The sequence below is a fragment of the candidate division KSB1 bacterium genome, assembly GCA_034506255.1.
Lineage (GTDB): Bacteria > Zhuqueibacterota > Zhuqueibacteria > Zhuqueibacterales > Zhuqueibacteraceae > Coneutiohabitans > Coneutiohabitans thermophilus.
The window spans coordinates 293156-311537 of record JAPDPX010000009.1; the positions used below are offsets into that span (position 1 = coordinate 293156).

An 18382-nucleotide genomic window follows, 5' to 3' on the forward strand; every position below is an offset into this window, starting at 1 on the left:
AAAGATGAAAGCAGTGGAACCGGACAGAAGGTCCCACTGCTGCATGTCGCCGTGCAGAGAATCAAAACTTGCCGCGGCTGCGTTCCTTGCCCGGCAGGATTTCCAGGCAGGTGGTCCACCAGCCGGTCAGCACGGTGTCGATGAATTCCTGCGGCAGCTTCTCCTCGGCCATCTCGCGTGCCAGGCGGTGATGATCGTAGAGCAGGGGATGATACTCGACTGTCAGCGCCGGCGAGAATGCGACCGTGCTGTACCAAACGTTGGTCCTGCCGTCGTTTTCGGGCCGGCCAATGACACCGACGTTGGCAAACAGCTTGTTGCCGGGCAGGCGGCGCTGCCACTTGATGCCGGTGTGGGTGGCAAGGATCACATCGGCCTGGTAATCGTGAAAGAGTTTTTTGAGAAAATGATTGGGGGTGGTGGTTTCCCAGAGAAACTCGTTGGTTTTACGCGGTGAACCATGGCACAGGAAAACGCGGTAACCGCCGGTGGTGAAACGAATGAAGGGTGGCAGAGCACGCTGGTAGGCTTTGAATTCCGGCGAGGTGTGCGCGCGGGTGTAATCATAGCTGATTTGCGCGAAGTAGTTGTCGCGCGGATCGGTGTAGCCGCACTGGCAGTCCCGCAAATCGTTGCCGATGCTGTGGTCATAATTGCCCTGCACCACCTGTACCCGGCCTTCGATGAGCAGGGGGTAAACGCGGTTGGGATGCGGCCCGAAGGCGCCGAGATCACCCAGGCAGAAAATGGCGTCCGCACGCAGCCTGCTCACCTCACGCAACAAGGCGGCGAGAGCGAGATAATTGTTGTACACGCCGCCGAAGACCACAATGCGGCGGAAGTCAGTGGTGCCGAGGTTCATGCGTCACGTGCCGGGGCATAGTTGCTGCAAATGGCGCCGCTGAGATAGCAGGTGTAACAGGCCTGATGGCGCAGCGGGAAGGGGTGAAGGGCCTCGGCCAGGGAGTCGCCCAGTTTGGCGTCCGGTTTTTCAATGAGAATCGGGCAGACGAACACGCCGCGATCAGTGGCCGTGCGGCTGCTGCTGCACAGCAAAACGCCGGTGTCATAGCCCGCCATCATCTCCGGGGTGACGCGTTCCGCCGGTGTGTAGCCGCGTTCGCGCTCCGCCTCGCGCCCGATGCGCAGTGGCGGCAGAATCTTCAGACGCGGCCGGGTGTAGCCGATGTCGGCCAGCGCGGCACGAAAGCCGGCCAGCACCTGATCGTGTTGCTCATCCGGCCAGCTTTGCATGCAGGTGATGATGGGGAGAAAGCCGGCTTGCACCAGGTTCGCCACGCCCTGCAGGGCGCGCGCAAACGTGCCCCGGCCGCGGATCGGATCATTGGTGGCGGGCGAGAAACCATCCAGGCTGATGCGCAGCTCGAGGGTGTAGGGGCTGTGCGCCGCGAGCTGCTGCAGCTCGCGGGCAACGCGCGGGCTGAGCAGCAGGCCGTTGGTGAGCACGCTGGCCGGCCCGAGCGCGAGCGTGTCGCTGAGAATGTCGAGCAGCTCGTGGTTCATGAACGGCTCGCCGCCGGTGAAGTAATATTCCTTCACGCCCAGGCGCACGGACTCGGCGAGGTACTCACGCACCTGCCGGCGGGACATGAAACCAAAGGTGTGATTCCGGGGGCTGCAACTGATGAAGCAGTGGGTGCACCACAAATTGCAAATCGTTCCGCCAACTTGAAACCACAACGTATCGCAGTGCTGCAACGGGACGTATATCCCGGCGTGTGCCGTCTGAACCAACCCGACTTTTGCAGTGGACAGGTTGCGCTGTCCTTGCTCACCGTCGTATTTCTCCATGAATGTGCCGGACTCCACATGTTTGTAACGCCAATCTAGATCAAGTTATTTCTCTTCGCAACAGGAAACCAGGGTTTTTTTTGATACGCTGCACGATGCGAACCGGATTTTGTGGGGGATGAGGCGGGAAGGGCGGGTGGCGCGCGGCCGCGGCGGGGCAGCGACCGGCGGGTTGCACTCAAAGCAACCATTCGCTGCGATGCTCGCGGCGTTCCACCACCCCGATCAGTTTTTGCAGAAAGGTGTGGTAGTCGGCGAGATTGCGGTCGAGGCGCAACGCAGTGGCGAGGGATTCGATGGCGGAGCTGTAGTCCTCCTCCATCAGGGCGAGGTAGGCGAGCGCGAGCAGGGCATGCACGCAACGTTGATCGCGCTCGAGCGCGGCGAGATATTCCTGCTGGGCGGCGGCCCTGGCCCCCGCAAGCAAATGCAGGTTGCCGATGAAGCAGCGCAGGGTGGCGGAATCTTTGATGCGCGCTTGCACGGTTTGCAAGGCCTGCAGGGCGCGGGGATAATCACCTTGCTCGTAATGGTGCATCACCTCCGCCATCTCCGGTGTGCCGCTGCTGAAGCGGTAGCGTTTGTGCAACAGTTTGCCCAGGGGAAACGCTGCCAGCAACTCCTGCTGCAATTGCTGGCGCTCGACGGCGGCAGTCCCCGGCGGCTGCGCCGCGGCGGCGGGCGAACCTGCGGCCGCGGTTTTGAGCGGTCGCGCCGGCCAGGGCTGCAGCCAGCGGCCGTTCTGTTTGAGATATTGTTCGATGCGCTCGCGCGTGAGGGTGTAGCTCAGCTCCTCATCGAGATGGGCGATGATCTCCTCGACGCCGGCTTGCGGGTTTTCGCGGAGAACCTGGAGAATGGCCTGCTCCTGGCTGGTGGTCATGAATTTCGCGGCCAGCTCGCAACCGGCGGCTTCCGGATGCTGTTTGTCGAGATCGCGCAGGATGTTTTTCAGGGCAATGACCGTGATGTCATCGTGAGTGATATGGTCTCCGGCAAAACGCTGCAGCAGGCTGCGCAATTCCATCAGGAATTCGGTGGGTGAAAGTTCGCCGTGCTGCATGATGAAATCAATCAGTCGCTGCCGGCCAAAATATTCACCCGCGCTGTTGCGCAGGGAGAGCAGGCCGTCGCTGTAAAGCAGCAGCAGGTCGTTCTGGGCGAGCGCGACTTTTTCACTTTCAATCGTGCTCAAATTGGGGGCAAAACGGCCGTTTGCCTCATCCACCGTGGCCGACATCCGGCCGAGCGGTGCACCCGAAGTATTCAACAAAAAAATCTGGCCCAGTGCCGGACGGTAGATCAGCATGGGCAGATGGCCGGCGCTGGCGAAATGCAGCAGCCGCTTGTTTTGATCGAAGATCGCGTAGAAGGCGGTCAGCCGGAAATCCGAAGTGCAGGAGGCGGACAGGCATTGATCGAGATAGCGCAGCGTGGCGGCGGCGGAAAGCCCCGTGCTGTTCGAACGCAAAACCGTTTTCAACACCGGCGAGCTTTCCTCCGGGATTTTGCCGGTCATGTCCGCCAGCAGCACACCGACACGGTTTTCCCCGAGAATGAGAAAATCAACCTGGTCGCCGGCCTCCTGAGCCGCGGGCAGATACAAATAGTCAATCAGCAGACCGCTGCGTTCCTGGCGTTTGCGCGGAATGTAAGGGAAAATCGTCGCCTCGTCTTCGTTGCAATGATGGCGCGGCTGGCGCAATTCCAAATTGCCATTGCGTTCAGCGGCTGGTTTGGCGGTGGTTGCAGAGGTCGTCGCAAGGGGCTGGCTGGTGACACGGGCACGTTCACTGACACTGGTCCGTTGCGGGTTGAGAACCGCGGGACTGGTGGCGGAGAGAGAATTGTTTTCGAGATTTGCGTGCATGGCCATTGAACGAGGGTCGCCGTTCGCTTCCGCAAGCGGTTCGCATGGCTGGCAGTGACACGATCGCGTTGCCAAAAGCTCTCCGTCTCATAGCCACTCTTCACGGACGCGCAAAAGCGGGAGCAGAAAGGGTCACAGGCTTCTGCCCCTCAAGCAAATCCGCGCGCCAAAACGGTTGCGAGACTCTTTAGGGAGGAGAGAGGGCATACTGGAATCGCGCCATGCCCTCGCGAAGATGCTGTCACCGTGTTGAAACGGCGGCAATATACCATCATGCCGTTCCTTTGTCAAGCAAAAACTATGACCTTCCTCAGCCTCCGTTATGTGTGTGGCCGCAACGCAGACCTCTTGTCTGCAGGCAGGGAAGCCTGTGCTGCTTCACACGTTCCTTTCCTGCCCGGAGGCAGCGCGGCAACCTCGTTCAAGCGCCTGCTCACTGGCCTTTGCCCACCAGCAGCGAAAAATTTTTTGCCAACCCTTGCACCTCAGTTCTTTTTTCTCTATTTTGCCTGTGCGCAAAAAGACGAAGCCGCACCAAACCAATGGAAAGGCCAAGCCATGAAGCGCAAAATCGCTGTTCCTTACAATCTGAACAGTGTGCACAGCCTGCGCAATTCGGAAGGTCAACCTCTGGGTACCTGGCTGCTGCAATCTGTTTCCCCCATTCTGCTGCGTATTTTCTACGACGAGAAGTTCTTCTACCGCGAAATCCTGCACTTTGGCTGAGTCCGCCAGACTGTTGTTTGCCATTTCCCCTCTGTCTCCGCTGAATTGATGGAAATTTCCCCCGCGAAGGCGTCTTGTTTCCGCTTCCCCGGGGAAACTGCCCCCGGTTTTTGCCCTGCCGGGAATGGCAGAGTCTTGCCTGTTGCATTTTCTGGAGTCACGCTGATCAACCGTGGAGTCAGTCATCATGGTTTCGACATACATTTCCCCAGCCGCCGCGCGGCCCACGCCGCTGTTGCCGCCACACAGCAGTGCCACTGAAGGCAAAAGACTGCCGGCTGCCGCACCCACGCAGAATCAACAATACGAAGAAATTTTGCACGAATGCCGCAAATGGCTGGACATCATTTCCGGCACCGTGCTGGATGAACGCCAGCACCATGCCATGATCGAAGAAACGTTGCGCAATCACATCGATTACATCAACAAGCAATGGGGGCACGCGCGCAAATCCGTCTCCGCCGCCGGCGATTATGCCTGCCTGGAGTGGATGGGCCAGGCTTCGAAATTCTGGGACAATCTCGGCCGCGAATACATTGACTGCCTGGGCGGCTACGGACTTTACAATGCCGGCATCCGCCATCCCCAAATTGTGCAGGCGGTGCAGGCACAGTTGCAGCGCAATCCCCTCTCCAGTCAGGAACTGCTCGATCCGCTGCGTGGCGCATTGAGCAAACTGCTTGCACAAATTACACCGGGGCGGTTGCAGTACAGTTTTTTGATCAACAACGGCACCGATGCGGTGGAAGGCGCCATTAAGCTGGCACGTGCCCACACACGCCGTCATGGCTTTGTCAGCTCGTTGGGGGCTTTTCATGGCAAGTCACTCGGCTCGCTCAGCCTCATGGGCAAGCTGCGTTACCGCAAAGCCTTCGAGCCGCTGCTGCCCGATGTCACCTTTGTGGAGTTCGGTGATGCCGAGGATCTGGAGTTCGAATTGCACAAGGCGGAAAAAGTGGGCTGGCAAGTGGCGGCGGTGGTGCTCGAACCGGTGCAGGGCGAGGCGGGTGCGATCGTACCGCCTGAGGATTATTGGCCCAGGGTGCGCGAGATTTGCGACCGTTACGGGGTTTTGCTGGTCGCCGATGAAGTCCAGACCGGCCTGGGCCGCACCGGTAAAATGTTTGCCGTCGAGCATTGGAACGTTGTGCCGGACATCATGTGCCTCGGCAAAGCCCTGGGCGGCGGGGTGATGCCGCTCGCGGCTTTCATCTCGACCGCCGAAATTTGGACGGCCTTTGAAAAGGACCCGCAAGTGCATTCCTCCACCACCGGCGGCAATCCGCTCGCCTGTGCCGCCGGCATTGCGGCGATCGCCGTCACCCTCGCCGAGGATTTGCCCGGCCAGGCCGCCCGCAAGGGCGCCTATCTGCTGGCGGAATTGCAGCGCCTGCAGCAGCGCTTCAGTGACATCATTGCAGATGTGCGCGGCAAGGGCCTGCTGCTGGGCATGCAATTCCGCAATGCCGAATACGGCTGGCAGGTGGTTTCGCGGCTGTTCCGCAAGGGCGTGCTGGTGGCCGGGACCATGAGCAACTCCGAAACCGTGCGCTTCGAACCGGCGCTCAACATTCCCGAGGAATTGCTGCAGGAAATTCTCAACCGCCTGGAAGACACCCTGCGCGAAGTCCGTCAGGGCCGGTTGAGTTGAAGAATTTGTTTTTGGGAAGCAAAATCGCTATCGTGGCCGCACCGGCTGGGCGGAGACAGACACAGCCCCTGCCGGGGACTGTGCCTGCCAGCGCTGCGCAACACGCCGCCTGCCGGGAATTCATGTCTGCGTGGGAGCCAAGATGAACATCCGGATCTTGATCACCGGCGGCACGTTTGACAAAGAGTATGATGAGATCAATGGCCGGCTTTTTTTCCGCGACACGCATGTGCCGGAAATGCTGCGCCTGGGCCGCTGCCGCCTGCCGGTGGTGCTCCAAACCGTCATGATGATCGACAGCCTGGACATGACGGAGGCGCACCGCCACCTCATTTTGCAGGAATGCCGCACCTGTCCGGAGGACAGGATCGTCATCACCCATGGCACCGACACGATGGTGGAAACCGCACACCTGCTGGCGCACGGGGTGAAGAACAAAACCATCGTGATGACCGGCGCCATGGTACCCTATGCCTTTGGCAGCTCGGACGGCCTGTTCAATCTCGGCAGCGCCCTCTCTTTCGTGCAGGCGTTGCCCGCCGGTGTTTACCTCGCCATGAATGGCATGTTTTTCACTTGGGATAATGTGCGCAAGAATCGTGAACTGGGCGTGTTCGAGCGCGTGCGGTGAGCCACCCCGGACCCGCCGCTGGGCATGCCTTTGCTGTTTGAGCGTTCTTGGCGTTTGGGCACAGGACGTGCTCAGCCAGCAGGAGGCACTGGTCATTCTGGCGCCGCCGGTGTTTCAGGCAGCCGGGGAGAGTGAAACCGATTCGGCGGCGGTGCGCCTCCCGACCCCGGCAGACAGCACAAGACGGCGCCTGCGTTGTGAAATCGATGCCGGCTACCACCAACCGCCGGTGCATCCCTACTTCCGCGATGAATATCGCCTCCTGCAGGATGTGCGCCGGCTGGTGGATTTCGTCGCGCCTTATCGTGTGCGGGGTATGGAATCACTGGCGGAGCTGAAGGCCATTGCCGAGGCCATGCCGGTTGCCAAACAAACCGCAATCATTCGCGTGGCGGTGGGGGGCAGTCTTGCCAATTATGTTTCGGAGATCGTGAGCCGGCATCTGCGCCGCCAAAACCTGGGTTTCGTGCAGTGGCAACTGGAGAAGGTGTCGCTGCGCCGGCAGCTCGGCAGGTTTCAGGTGAATGGGTATGGCGGCCTCCATGCCCGCGGCATGAGCGTGACGCTGCCGGCCTGGCGTCTTCACTATTCCCACCACGTCACGGCATACTATCGCTACGATAGTTTCAACTACTGGCCCCGGCCGTTTCTCGGTTTCAACTACATGCGGCTGGACCAGCGTTCGCTGCTGGGGCCGCGCCTCGCCCTCGCCGGCAGCCTTTTCGCCCTCAGCTATGATTGCGATCTGCCCACCCTGATCACCGCCTTTGCCTTGCGCCGCTCCAACCGGCTGATCATCCGCCTGGAATACATTGATTACTTCACCATCAAGAACGCGGATTATTTCAAGAGTGAAGTGCTGCTGCACTGGTAGGGCGCCGGGCGCCGCCCGGCATCACAACTGCGCCGCGATGAAATCGCCGCATTCGCGGGTGCCGAGCCTGCCGCCGATGTCGGCCGTCACCTGGTTTTCCTCCACGGCGCGCTGCACCGCGCGCTGCACCGCCGCTGCGGCCGCGGCATGGCCAAGATAATCGAGCATCATGGCAACCGTGGTGATCGCCGCGATGGGGTTGGCCTTGTTCTGGCCCGCCAGGTAGGGCGCGGAGCCGTGCACCGGCTCGAACAGCGACACCCGGCCGGGATGAATATTCGCGGAGCCGGCCATGCCCAAACCACCCTGCAGCATCGCGCCCAGATCGGTGATGATGTCGCCCAGCATATTTTCCGTGACGATGACCTGAAAGGCCTCCGGCGATTTCACCATTTTCATCACCAGCGCATCGACAAAGTAGTGGTCCTGCTCGATGTCGGGATACTCGGCGCCCACCTCGGCAAACACGCGCTGCCAGAGATCGTGGCCATAGCGCAAGACGTTGGACTTGTCGCTCATGGTCACGCGCCTGCGGCCGTGTGTGCGCGCATACTCGAAGGCGGCGCGGATGATGCGCTCGACGCCTTTGCGCGTGTGAATCGACTCCTGGGTTGCCACCTCATCCGGCGTGCCTTTTTTGAGAATGCCGCCGGCGCCCACATACGGCCCCTCGGTATTCTCGCGCAACACCACAAAGTTGACATCCTTCACGGTTTTGCCCTTCAGCGGGCACAAGCGTTCGTGCAGGAGCTGCACCGGCCGCAGGTTGATGTAAAGGTCCAGCTCGAAACGCATGGCGAGCAAAATCTCCCGGCCGTGGCGCATGTCGGGAATGCGCGGATCGCCCAGGGCGCCGAGATAGATCGCTGCGTAATTGTTGCGAAACTCCTCCATCTGGCCGGGCGGCAGGCCCACACCCGTCTTCAGGAAATAATCCGCCCCGAATGCGAATTCCACCAGCTCCAGGCCGAGGCGGAAAGTTTCGTTCACGCGCCGCAGCACCTTCACCGCCTCCTGAGTAACGTCGACGCCGATGCCGTCGCCGGCGATGATTGCTATTTTCTGCATGGCAATTCCTTCCCTGATATGAAAACGCAGGCAGTCTGCTTCAAATTCCCGTCGCAGGGCGGGACGCTCGCCATCGAGCCGGGCGCGGGAAAAAGCAAGGCTGGAGGCACCCGCCGGATCGACAATGGCTGCCACCGCGGGAAAGAAAAACGCAACCGGAATTTCCGCGGCGATGACTTTGGGCATGCAGGACAGCAGGTTGGCAATGGCGTCCCGGTTCAACCGCTGTTTCCGGCAAGCTGCGGGTGCAATATAAGAACGCGCTTGAGAATGTCAAGCCGGTGCCGCTCCCCTGTGTGTGAAAGGCTTGCAACCCGGCTCAACGCATGAGTGGCCCGCAGGCCACTGCCCAGACCGGGCGCCCAGGTGGCATCTGCTGGCGCCGGTGTCGAGTCTGTGCTTGCCATGGCAGCGCTGTCGGCAAGGCCCGCCATGTAAAATTCAAGTTCCAAATTACTTCTTTTGCGATTATCTTTCACCAACCGGCTGACATTGATGGCTGCCGCCACCTTCACGCTCTGGCAGGCTGCGGCACGGCTCGGGTTCCACAAATGATGTGCGCCAGAGCACAGCCTGGGACAAGCTCATGCGAAATCCGGTATTCTCCCGCCTGCGCTGGCACAGCGGCGATTGGAACGGCTTCTGGGCACTGTTCGCCGACAACCTCGCCAACATGGTCATCCTTTCCGGTGTCCTCATCGGCATTTTCAAATTCGATCATGAGGTGGTGTTCGGCCGGATTCTGCCCGGCCTGGGGGTCGCGCTGCTGTTCGGCCTGCTGTGTTATGTTCATCTTGCCCTGCGCCTCGCCGCCCGCGAACAGCGCGAGACGGTCACGGCCCTGCCCTATGGTATTTCCACCCCGGTGATGTTTGTCTATCTCTTTGCCGTGATCGGCCCGGTGTACTTCAGCACTTCGGATGCCCTGCTGGCGTATCGCGTCGGTCTGGCGGCGGGCTTCATCGGCGGCCTGGTGGAGATGAGTGGCGCGCTGGTTGGCCCGGCACTCCGCCGCCTCACTCCGCGTGCCGGCATGCTCGGTACGCTCGCCGGTATTGCGCTGGTCTGGATTGCCGCCGTGCCTTGCGCCCTGATTTTCGAAAACCCCACAGTCGGCCTGCCGGCATTGGTCATCATCCTGCTCGGCTTGATCGGATTCTACCGCCTGCCCTTCGGGCTGCCCGCCGGTCTGGTGGCGATCATCCTGGGCGTTGCGATGGCCCTGGTCACCGGCAAGGCGGAGTTACACTGGGAAGCCACTGCCTGGCATTTCCCTGTACCCGTACTGGAGGACTTGTATCTCGGTTTGCAGGCGCTCTGGCACCGGCCGGAAATTCTCGCCGTGGTGCTTCCCCTCGAGATCTACAATTTCATCGAGACCATGAACAATGTGGAAAGCGCGAAGGCCGCCGGGGATGATTATCCGACGGCGGCCTGCCAGGTGATCGACGGCCTCGGCACGACGCTGGGCGCGGTGTTCGGTTCACCCTTCCCCACCACGGTTTACATCGGCCATCCCGCCTATAAACGGCTGGGCGCACGCACCAGTTATGCCCTGCTGGTGGGTGTGGTTTTCTTTTTTGCCGGCATGACCGGCGTGATTGCCTTTCTGCGCCATCTCATTCCGGAAGCCAGCGTCGCGCCCCTGTTGGTGTTCGTCGGCATCGTGATCGCACAGCAGGCGTTTCGGGCCACGCCCGTGGGCCATGGCGTGGCCGTTGCCTTCGCCCTGATCCCGCACATCGCCGATCTGCTCAACAAACAACTGCAGGGCACGATTCTGGAGTTGCGCGGCCCCAATGCCGCCACCGCGGAACTGCTCGCCCGTCTTGCCGAGCGCCAGGGCGTGCACCTGCAAGGCTATGCGATGCTGTCACAGGGCGCGATTCTCACAGGACTCTTGTGGGGCGCGATTGTGGCTTTCCTGATCGATGGCAAATTGCGCTCCGCCATGCTGTTCAGCGGGCTGGCGTTCCTGCTGGCCCTCTTCGGACTGATTCACGCGCCCACGCTCGGTTTTTCCCTCTCCCCGCCGGCTCTGGGTTATTTGTTGTTGACGATTCTGCTCGGCTTGTGCGAGCTGTTCAAGGTGAAGAAGGTGGAAGGAGGGGAATTTTAGTGGGACCACATCAACGGCCGCACGCTGGCGTTCGCAAAGAGCAACGGCCCTGCCCGGATGTCATCGGGCTGGCCATGTGTCGTGAGTTGACAACCCAAATCGTGCCGGCCCCTTCTGACTCGTTGCCCCGGCGCGTTTGGCAAATGTCGGAAAAGTCGGTTGCTCATGCCAACCCACGGTTTCCCCCATGCGGCATGGCTTCGCCACGCCCGGGAAAACAAGCAACCGTCTCACCTTCTCCGCCCGGCAATCGTGCCAACCTGCCACGAATGGTTCACAAGACCGAAGACGAGGGGCCCCCCGCGCCATCGGCGCTAAAGCAGGTCGGTGCCGTTGGCCACCAGATTGAACTGGCAGCCGAGAAACTTTGCGGCTTTGCGGCAAAACAACATGCGGGAGAGAAAGATTTCGAAATATTCCGCCACCGGCGAGATTTTGGTGTCGAGCGACAATTCCAGCCGGATGATGCGCTGTTTGGCATCCACCACCAGGCTGCTTTTCTCCACTGCGTAGTTCACCCGGTCGTGAATGTCGAATTTGATCATTTCGGGATTGCGCACGCGCGAGCGGTGGACGTCAGACTTGTCGGCAATGATCAGGCCGGAAGCCACGGCATTGATGGGCTCGCAACTGACTTCATCATGGTTGCCGATCGCCGCCACGATTTGCGTGATCTCCATGGGGTCCATGCCCATCTGCAGCAGCAGGGTGTGCGCCAGCATGGCGCCGGTGAAGGGATGATTGACGCGGTTGAAAACGTTGCCAATGTCGTGCAGGTAGCCGGCGATTGCCGACAGCTCGGCTTCGCGCTCGGAGTGTCCTAGATCGAGCAGAATCTTGCGCGCATTGCGCGCCACCATGCCGCAATGCCGGCGGCCGTGTTCGGTATAGCCGATAACCTCGAGATACTCGTCGGCGCGTGCGATGTAGGCGTCGACCAAAGCGTCCGCTTTGACGTCGTTCAAAGTAATCATGTTGTTGCTCCTCAGGGCAGGATGAACGGCCTGGCCGCCCCGGGTTCCTGATGTCCGCAGACGCCATGCCGGCGGCCCGGACGCGCCGGGCCGGTCACTCAATATCAAAAAGCCCGCTGCCCGGCTGCAGGAAGGGATTGTGGCGCCGTTCGAATCCGATCGTCGTCTCCCCGCCGTGGCCCGGCAGCACCACCACCCCGTCCTCCAGCACCAGCAGCTTTTCCGTAATCGTCTTCATCAAAGTTTCATAAGACCCGCCCGGCAGGTCGGTTCGCCCGATCGAACCGCGAAACAGAACATCCCCGACCACCGCCAGTTTTTCACCGATCAGCAGCAGGCTGCCGGGAGAATGCCCCGGGCCATGGCGAACCTGCAATTGCTCCCGGCCGATCAGCAGGGTGTCGCCCTCGGCGAGAAAGCCCGCCACTTGCGGCGGGGGAATCTGGCCGAGAGGGAAGCCCAGCATCGCCGCCTGCCGCCCCATGTTTTGCAGCAGCGGCAGATCTTCGCGATGCAAATAGACCGGGAGCTGGAAGCGCTCCTGTGCGCTGCGACAATGCAGGACGTGATCGAGATGCGCGTGGGTGAGCACGATGCGCTGCAACTGCACGGCATGCGCCGCGACCACCTCGGCGATGCGGTCGATTTCATCGCCCGGGTCGATCAGTATGCCCGCGCGCGTTGGCTCATCCCACAGCACATAGGCATTCATCGCGAACGGGCCCACGGTGATGCGGTGCCATTTCAAGGCTGCCATATTTTTCTGCGCTCCTCAACCAATGCACGCAGGCGGTCGACCTGTTCACGCGAAACCGAGTAGTGCCCGAGCTTCTCCAGGCCCCGGGCACCCCCGTGAAAATCCGAGCCACCGGTTTGCAGCAGACCGAATTTCTCCGCCAGCTCCTGAAAAAAGCGCTGGCGTTCGCTGCTGTGTTTGGGGTGAATGGTTTCGATGGCATCCACCCCGATCTTGATGATTTCCAGCACGATTTCCGTCGTGAGATTTTGGCCGGGGTGGGCCAGACCCGCCAGGCCGCCGGCCTGGTGGATGATGGCGATGCCCGCCGCCGGTGCCAGCTCGGGCTTGGGCACGAAGGCGGGCTTGTCTTCCGCGAGATAGTGATTGAAGGCGTCCTGAAAAGTGGTGACATAGCCTTCACGCACGAGCGCATTGGCCACGTGCGGCCGGCCGATGCAGCCCTCGCCGGCTTCCTGCAAAACCGCCTCGAATGACATGGCCACGCCCAGGCGATTGAGCTTCTCGACGATGCGCGAGGCCCGGCGCCGGCGTTGCTCCTGGAGCGTGTGCAGAAAGTGCAGCAGGCCGCGGTCGCGGTAGTCGATGAAATAGCCCAGAATGTGCACGTCGTAGCCGCGATGGCTGGTGCTCAGCTCGACGCCCGGGATGATCTCCAGGCCGGTGCGCGCGGCCTGCGCCAGCGCGCGTTCGATGCCGCCGATTTCATCATGATCGGTGATGCCCAGCCCCTGCAGGTTTCTCTGCGCTGCGAGCAGGACCAGCTCCTCCGGTGTGTGCTGGCCGTCGGAGCGGCTGGTGTGGGTGTGCAAGTCATACATGCCGGTCAAACCCTGGGCAGCGTGACACCGCTCTGTCCCTGATATTTCCCGGCCTTGTCCGCATAGGAGACTTCACACTCCTCGTCGCTTTCGAAGAACAGAATCTGCGCAATCCCCTCATTGGCGTAAATCTTGGCGGGCAGGGGCGTGGTGTTGGAGATTTCCAGGGTGATGTAGCCTTCCCATCCGGGCTCCAGCGGCGTGACGTTGGTGATGATGCCGCAGCGGGCGTATGTCGATTTCCCGACGCAGATGGTCATGACGTTGCGCGGCACGCGAAAATATTCGATCGTGCGGCCGAGCGCAAAGCTGTTGGGCGCAATCACGCAGACCTCGCCGCGATAATCCACGAACGACTTGGGATCGAAGGCCTTGGGGTCCACCATCGCGCCAAAGACGTTGGTGAAGATTTTGAATTCGTCGGCGATGCGGACGTCATAGCCATAGGAGGACAGGCCGTAGGAAATCACCCGCGGCCGGAGGCCCCGGTCTTCGAAGGGCTCGATCATTCTGTGCTCGAGCGCCATTTTGCGAATCCAGCGATCGGATTTGATGCTCATGCCAGCTCCCTCGGAGTCGTTTGGGCCCGCACAGGCAGGCGCGTTCGTTGCAGGTTGCAAAAGGTGATGGTCGCAAAGCCCCACGGGCGCGGCCTTCGCCCTTCGCGGACCGGACACAGGACCTGCGGCAATCCCGCGGTGACGCTTGGAGTCGCGCAGGCCTTCCCGCCTGCAGACAAGATGTTTACGCTTCGTCCCCGCACATAACCAGGGGCATTACAGGTGCACAGGCGTGGCGCGCCGGTGGCGGGCGCCTGATCGACTCAGGAGGTGCTGGCTTCGGCTTCGCGCAGGGCTTTTCTGACCGCCGCCGGCAGGGCGAGCCGGGAGATCCAGATGCTGATTTCATAAAGCCCCAGCAGCGGCACGGCGACCAGGATCAGGGTAAAGGCATCCACCGTGGGTGTGATGACCGCGGCCACGACAAAAATGACGATGATGCTGTACGGCCGTTTTTGCCGCAAAAATGCCGGGGTCAAAAGGCCGATGCGGGTGAGCAAAAAGGCAATCACCGGCATTTCAAAGAGAATGCCGGTGAGGAAAATCAACGTCGTGACGAAGCCGAAGTATTCCTCGATCGAAATCATCGGCATGAGGTCCGCGGACTGAAAACTGAGCAGGAATCCCAGGCCGAATTTGAGCACGATGAAGTAGCAAAAAGCGGCGCCCAACCCGAAGCACAGCACGGTAAAAAACACCAGGGCGGGCACGAAGCGTTTCTCCTGCTCCAGCAGGCCGGGGGCCACGAACAACCAGAGCTGGTGGAAGACGAACGGCAGGCTGAAGAGCAGGCCGGCGGTGGCCGCCAGTTTGACGTAGATCATGAAGCCGCCGGTGGGTGTGAAAAACACCAGCCGCGACGGTTCGGCCGCGCCGGCAGGCTGTTTTTCGACCGCCAGGCGGAGGGCGTCATTGTAAGGGGCCACCAGAAACGCGAAGATCTCGTCGATGAAAAACAGGCTGGCGATGGTGGCCAGCACGACGAACAGCAGCGAGTAAAAAATGCGCCGGCGCAATTCTTCCAAATGATCAAGAAATGGCATTTCCCGTTCGTCGGTGTACCGGCGCGGCCGCTTCACCGTGTTGGAGGGGGCTTCCATTTCAGGCAAAGATCTCGAGGCCCTTGAGCTCTTCGAGAAATTCCTCTTTCGCTTGAAACTTGCGATACACCGAGGCAAAGCGCACGTAGGCCACTTCGTCGATCTTGCGCAGCTTTTCCATCACCAGTTGGCCGATCAGCCGCGAGCTGATCTCCTCATGGTTGCCGTCGCGCAGGCGCGATTCGATTTCATCGACGCACTGGTTGATGGTCTCCATCGAGACCGGCCGCTTGCTGCAGGCGATCTGGATGCCGTGCAGGATTTTCTCCCGGTTGAAGGGTTCCCGCCGGCCGTCGCCCTTCACGACGATGAGCGGCGTCTCCTCGATGTACTCCTTGGTGGTGTAGCGTTTTTGGCAGGAGAGACACTCGCGCCGGCGTCGCACGACGCGACCCTCGTTGCTGGTGCGCGAATCGATGACGCGACTGTCCTCGTGATGGCAGTAGGGACAACGCATGGTTCGACCTATTCGCTCGAGGTTAACTCTGCGTACAGGGGGAAACGATGGCTCAAGTCGAGAACTTGCTCCCGTACCCGGGCAATCGTCGTCTCGTTCCGAATATCGGAAAGCACTTTGTCGATCAGAAAAGCGACCTCGCGCATTTCATTTTCCTTCATGCCGCGCGTGGTGAGCGCCGGGGTGCCGATGCGAATGCCGCTGGTCACCGTCGGCGGCTGCGGATCGCCGGGCACCATGTTCTTGTTCACCGTGATGCCGGCTTTTTCCAGCGCGGCCTCGGCATCTTTGCCGGTGAGGTCGCGGTTGCGCAAGTCGACCAGAAAGAGATGGGTGTCGGTGCCGCCCGAAACGATATCATAGCCCAGATCCATCAGCTTTTTGCACATGGCCTGGGCGTTGGCGATCACCTGGCGGGAATATTCCAAAAATTCGATTTGCAGCGCCTCCTTGAAGGCCACCGCTTTGGCGGCGATGACATGCATCAGCGGCCCGCCTTGAAAACCCGGGAAGACGGCGGAATCGATCAGTTCCGACCACTTTTTCCTGCGGCCCTTGGGCGTGGTCAGGCCGAGGTCGTTCTCTTCATCCTTGCCGATCAAAATCATGCCGCCGCGCGGGCCGCGCAGGGTTTTGTGTGTGGTGGTGGTCACCGCGTGGCAATGGGGCAGCGGGCTCTCCAGCAGCCGGGTGGCGATCAGGCCGGCGGGATGCGCGATGTCCGCCACCAGCTTGGCACCCACTTCGTCGGCGATTTCGCGAAAAACATCATACTCGAACTGGCGCGAATAGGCGCTGGCGCCGGCAACGATCAATTGCGGCTTGTGCTGGCGCGCCAAATCGCGCACGCGGTTCATGTCGACGCGCTGCGTTGTTTCCTCCACGCCGTAGAAGACCACGTTGAAAATTTTGCCCGAGAAGTTCACCGGGCTGCCGTGGGTGAGATGGCCGCCATGTGCCAGATTCATCCCCAAAATCGTGTCGCCCGGCTTCAGAAACGTGAAGTAGGTGGCGAGGTTGGCCTGGCTGCCGGAGTGCGGCTGGACGTTGGCGTATTCCGCGCCGAACAAACGGCAGGCGCGCTCGCGTGCCAGTTCCTCGACGCGGTCGACGTATTCGCAGCCGCCATAGTAACGCTTGCCTGGATAGCCCTCGGCATATTTGTTCGTCATCGGCTGGCCGAGCGCCTCCAGCACCGCGAGACTGCAGTGATTTTCCGAGGCGATCAACTCCAGTGTCTCATTCTGCCGGTTGATCTCATCGAGCACCGCACGATGAACCTCCGGGTCGATCTTGCTGAGATGCTGCACGAACGATCTCCTTTGGCGGCTGCGCGGCCGCTTAGTGGTGGAGCCATGCATAGCACGGCCCGCTTGCCTGGCTATGATTCTTGTTCATGAAGTAATCGTCATTGCCGGGCAGCAGCGCGGCGAGCGCTGCCATCCGTTGTTTCGCCTCCGTGCGCGTTGCGGCATCCTGTTGCGCCCTGGCATAGGCCTCATAAGCGAGTTGAAAAACCAGCTTGTCGTCAAATGTCAGCCGGCCGCTGGCGCGCACGCACGTGCGCGCACAGGTTTCATAAATTTCGCCGAGCATGAGCAGCGCGCTGCCATAGCCCGGCCGGTGTTGCAGCGCCTGTTGCACAAGGGCACGCGCGGCCGCGAATTGCCGCAAACCATTGCGGCAGGCTGCCATCTGCACCAGCAGCGCGGGATCATCTCCCGCCAGCGCCCGTGCCTGGGTGAAGCTGGCGAGCGCCTGTTCGAATTGTCCCAGATTTCTCTGCGCCTCGCCCATCAGACTCATCGCCTTCGCGGTGCGGGGCGCATGGGCAAGATAGCGCTCGAGCAGCACGCGGGCGGCCTGGTATTCACGGCGGTCCAGGCGCGCCACGGCCAGCCGCAACAGTGTAAGAGTATCCCCCGGCTGGCGGTCGAGCGTGTGCTCCAAACTGGCCAGCCATTTTTCCGTCTCGCCGCCGGCTTGATACAGCTCCTCGAGCTGGCGCCGGGCCTCGTCATCGGCGGGATTGGCTGTCACCAGCGTTTCCAACAGCGCTATGGCCTCCTGCGGCTGCCCGCTGCGGCGGTACAGTCCCGCCAGTTTGCGCAGGTCTTCGACTGTGGCCTGCCCGCGGTGCTGCAGCTCGCGATATTGTGTGATCGCCGCCGCGTAGTCACCCTGGCTGCTGTGCAGAAACGCCAGGTTGCGTCGCAGATTGTCATCCGCGGGAAAGCGTGCCACGCCCAGCGCATAAACCTGCCGCGCGCTGTCGATCTGGCCGAGCTTGAAATAGGCCTGTCCCAGGTAGTTGAAAACTTTGTCGAAACGGCGCATGCTGTCGTGCCTCGCCACCTGCCAAAAGTGTGGCAGAGCTTCGGCATAGCGCCGGTGCTGATAATGATCCCAGCCCCGGCTCCAGCTTTTTTCCAATGCCGCATGGCCGGCCGGCTGGCACGGGGCCGCATGCGGCACCAGCATCAGCCAGAGCTGGAACAGCATGATGGCAGCAACAAAGGGGAGAGAGGGTTTGCGAATACCGCAACGGCGGCTGCTCATCAGAAATCGTCTCGACCGTGACATCTCCCCGCAGGCATGTGGCGGCACCCACATCGAATTGACGCTGATGTTAATAAAAACGGCCTAAAGATGCAAGCAAAAGGTCGGCCGGTTTGGTAATGCCTCGGCTACGCCCGGAGACGCAGCGCAGAACCCGCCACAAATACCAGGGAAAATCTGTTGGTTTTTGTGGTGATGTGCCTTGTGTTCGGCAATTGCCGCAGAAAAATGCTTTGCGTCTCTGTCTTTCTGCGGCGTTGCATTGGTTTTTTGTCTGTATCCACCCGGTGAACCCATCTTGAAGCTTGCCGAAGCAAGAGGTATTTTCGAACTTTTTTTAGCGCGCACTTTTGTGGCGACCAGCCGGAAATGGCAACCGAATGGCAATTCAGATAACGGCCCT

The 18382-nt window shown here is 60.9% G+C and carries 18 protein-coding genes; 5 read left to right on the top strand and 13 right to left on the bottom strand.

Features of this window, described 5'->3' with window-relative positions; translation table 11 throughout:
- Nucleotides 1–61: 61 nt before the first annotated feature.
- The 3 genes from ONB52_18990 to ONB52_19000 form a co-directional block, all read right to left on the bottom strand.
- Nucleotides 62–862: a metallophosphatase family protein gene (locus ONB52_18990; GenBank protein ID MDZ7418216.1), complete on the bottom strand. Its 801-nt coding sequence runs from the start codon at nt 860–862 to the stop codon at nt 62–64.
- A complete protein-coding gene (locus ONB52_18995; GenBank protein ID MDZ7418217.1) occupies nt 859–1812 on the bottom strand; it encodes a radical SAM protein in 954 nt (317 codons plus the stop codon). Before ONB52_18995 ends, ONB52_18990 begins: the two co-directional genes overlap by 4 nt.
- A gap of 178 nt (nt 1813–1990) precedes the next feature.
- Nucleotides 1991–3688: a serine/threonine-protein phosphatase gene (locus tag ONB52_19000; protein ID MDZ7418218.1), complete on the bottom strand. Its 1698-nt coding sequence runs from the start codon at nt 3686–3688 to the stop codon at nt 1991–1993.
- 294 nt (nt 3689–3982) lie between these two features.
- Between ONB52_19000 and ONB52_19005 the strand changes: the two genes are divergently transcribed.
- The 4 genes from ONB52_19005 (at nt 3983) to ONB52_19020 (ending at nt 7564) form a co-directional block, all read left to right on the top strand.
- Nucleotides 3983–4408 carry a hypothetical protein gene (locus ONB52_19005; GenBank protein ID MDZ7418219.1) on the top strand — a complete coding sequence of 142 codons (426 nt, stop codon included), beginning with the start codon at nt 3983–3985 and terminating at the stop codon, nt 4406–4408.
- A gap of 187 nt (nt 4409–4595) precedes the next feature.
- Complete coding sequence (locus ONB52_19010) at nt 4596–6059, top strand: aminotransferase class III-fold pyridoxal phosphate-dependent enzyme (GenBank protein ID MDZ7418220.1); 1464 nt, start codon at nt 4596–4598, stop codon at nt 6057–6059.
- Between the two features lie 142 nt (nt 6060–6201).
- The gene (locus ONB52_19015; GenBank protein ID MDZ7418221.1) at nt 6202–6690 is read left to right on the top strand and encodes an asparaginase; all 489 of its coding nucleotides are present in this window, start codon (nt 6202–6204) and stop codon (nt 6688–6690) included.
- Nucleotides 6691–6727: 37 nt separating this feature from the next.
- Nucleotides 6728–7564 carry a hypothetical protein gene (locus ONB52_19020; protein ID MDZ7418222.1) on the top strand — a complete coding sequence of 279 codons (837 nt, stop codon included), beginning with the start codon at nt 6728–6730 and terminating at the stop codon, nt 7562–7564.
- Between the two features lie 21 nt (nt 7565–7585).
- Here the strand turns inward: ONB52_19020 and ONB52_19025 are convergent, their stop codons facing one another.
- The gene (locus tag ONB52_19025) at nt 7586–8632 is read right to left on the bottom strand and encodes a 3-isopropylmalate dehydrogenase (protein MDZ7418223.1); all 1047 of its coding nucleotides are present in this window, start codon (nt 8630–8632) and stop codon (nt 7586–7588) included.
- 586 nt (nt 8633–9218) lie between these two features.
- On the opposite strand from ONB52_19025, the gene ONB52_19030 reads away from it, so the two are divergent.
- Entirely contained in the window at nt 9219–10751 is a 1533-nt protein-coding gene (locus ONB52_19030) for a solute carrier family 23 protein (GenBank protein MDZ7418224.1), read from the top strand.
- A gap of 314 nt (nt 10752–11065) precedes the next feature.
- Here ONB52_19030 and ONB52_19035 read toward each other — a convergent pair whose 3' ends face one another.
- The 9 genes from ONB52_19035 to ONB52_19075 form a co-directional block, all read right to left on the bottom strand.
- Nucleotides 11066–11725: an HD domain-containing protein gene (locus ONB52_19035; protein ID MDZ7418225.1), complete on the bottom strand. Its 660-nt coding sequence runs from the start codon at nt 11723–11725 to the stop codon at nt 11066–11068.
- Between the two features lie 94 nt (nt 11726–11819).
- The gene (locus ONB52_19040) at nt 11820–12482 is read right to left on the bottom strand and encodes an MBL fold metallo-hydrolase (GenBank protein MDZ7418226.1); all 663 of its coding nucleotides are present in this window, start codon (nt 12480–12482) and stop codon (nt 11820–11822) included.
- Entirely contained in the window at nt 12470–13303 is an 834-nt protein-coding gene (locus tag ONB52_19045; protein ID MDZ7418227.1) for a PHP domain-containing protein, read from the bottom strand. Before ONB52_19045 ends, ONB52_19040 begins: the two co-directional genes overlap by 13 nt.
- A 5-nt stretch (nt 13304–13308) precedes the next feature.
- On the bottom strand, nt 13309–13863 hold the full coding sequence (gene dcd / locus ONB52_19050) for a dCTP deaminase (protein MDZ7418228.1): 555 nt from the start codon (nt 13861–13863) through the stop codon (nt 13309–13311).
- A gap of 263 nt (nt 13864–14126) precedes the next feature.
- On the bottom strand, nt 14127–14963 hold the full coding sequence (gene tatC, locus ONB52_19055) for a twin-arginine translocase subunit TatC (GenBank protein ID MDZ7418229.1): 837 nt from the start codon (nt 14961–14963) through the stop codon (nt 14127–14129).
- A gap of 1 nt (nt 14964) precedes the next feature.
- Nucleotides 14965–15420, bottom strand: a complete 456-nt coding sequence (nrdR, locus tag ONB52_19060) for a transcriptional regulator NrdR (protein MDZ7418230.1) — start codon at nt 15418–15420, stop codon at nt 14965–14967.
- A gap of 8 nt (nt 15421–15428) precedes the next feature.
- Nucleotides 15429–16730 (bottom strand): serine hydroxymethyltransferase, encoded by a 1302-nt coding sequence (locus ONB52_19065; GenBank protein MDZ7418231.1) that lies wholly within the window; start codon nt 16728–16730, stop codon nt 15429–15431.
- 31 nt (nt 16731–16761) lie between these two features.
- Entirely contained in the window at nt 16762–17979 is a 1218-nt protein-coding gene (locus tag ONB52_19070) for a tetratricopeptide repeat protein (protein ID MDZ7418232.1), read from the bottom strand.
- Between the two features lie 84 nt (nt 17980–18063).
- Nucleotides 18064–18382: hypothetical protein (locus ONB52_19075; protein MDZ7418233.1), on the bottom strand; the 319-nt coding region annotated here is incomplete at its 5' end.

Bases quoted from the DNA above. Each gene is read 5' to 3' on its own strand.
- ONB52_18990 (MDZ7418216.1), bottom strand. From the start codon at position 862: ATGAACCTCGGCACCACTGACTTCCGCCGCATTGTGGTCTTCGGCGGC.
- ONB52_18995 (MDZ7418217.1), bottom strand. From the start codon at position 1,812: ATGGAGAAATACGACGGTGAGCAAGGACAGCGCAACCTGTCCACTGCA.
- ONB52_19000 (MDZ7418218.1), bottom strand. From the start codon at position 3,688: ATGGCCATGCACGCAAATCTCGAAAACAATTCTCTCTCCGCCACCAGT.
- ONB52_19005 (MDZ7418219.1), top strand. From the start codon at position 3,983: ATGACCTTCCTCAGCCTCCGTTATGTGTGTGGCCGCAACGCAGACCTC.
- ONB52_19010 (MDZ7418220.1), top strand. From the start codon at position 4,596: ATGGTTTCGACATACATTTCCCCAGCCGCCGCGCGGCCCACGCCGCTG.
- ONB52_19015 (MDZ7418221.1), top strand. From the start codon at position 6,202: ATGAACATCCGGATCTTGATCACCGGCGGCACGTTTGACAAAGAGTAT.
- ONB52_19025 (MDZ7418223.1), bottom strand. From the start codon at position 8,632: ATGCAGAAAATAGCAATCATCGCCGGCGACGGCATCGGCGTCGACGTT.
- ONB52_19030 (MDZ7418224.1), top strand. From the start codon at position 9,219: ATGCGAAATCCGGTATTCTCCCGCCTGCGCTGGCACAGCGGCGATTGG.
- ONB52_19035 (MDZ7418225.1), bottom strand. From the start codon at position 11,725: ATGATTACTTTGAACGACGTCAAAGCGGACGCTTTGGTCGACGCCTAC.
- ONB52_19040 (MDZ7418226.1), bottom strand. From the start codon at position 12,482: ATGGCAGCCTTGAAATGGCACCGCATCACCGTGGGCCCGTTCGCGATG.
- ONB52_19045 (MDZ7418227.1), bottom strand. From the start codon at position 13,303: ATGTATGACTTGCACACCCACACCAGCCGCTCCGACGGCCAGCACACA.
- dcd (MDZ7418228.1), bottom strand. From the start codon at position 13,863: ATGAGCATCAAATCCGATCGCTGGATTCGCAAAATGGCGCTCGAGCAC.
- tatC (MDZ7418229.1), bottom strand. From the start codon at position 14,963: ATGGAAGCCCCCTCCAACACGGTGAAGCGGCCGCGCCGGTACACCGAC.
- nrdR (MDZ7418230.1), bottom strand. From the start codon at position 15,420: ATGCGTTGTCCCTACTGCCATCACGAGGACAGTCGCGTCATCGATTCG.
- ONB52_19070 (MDZ7418232.1), bottom strand. From the start codon at position 17,979: ATGAGCAGCCGCCGTTGCGGTATTCGCAAACCCTCTCTCCCCTTTGTT.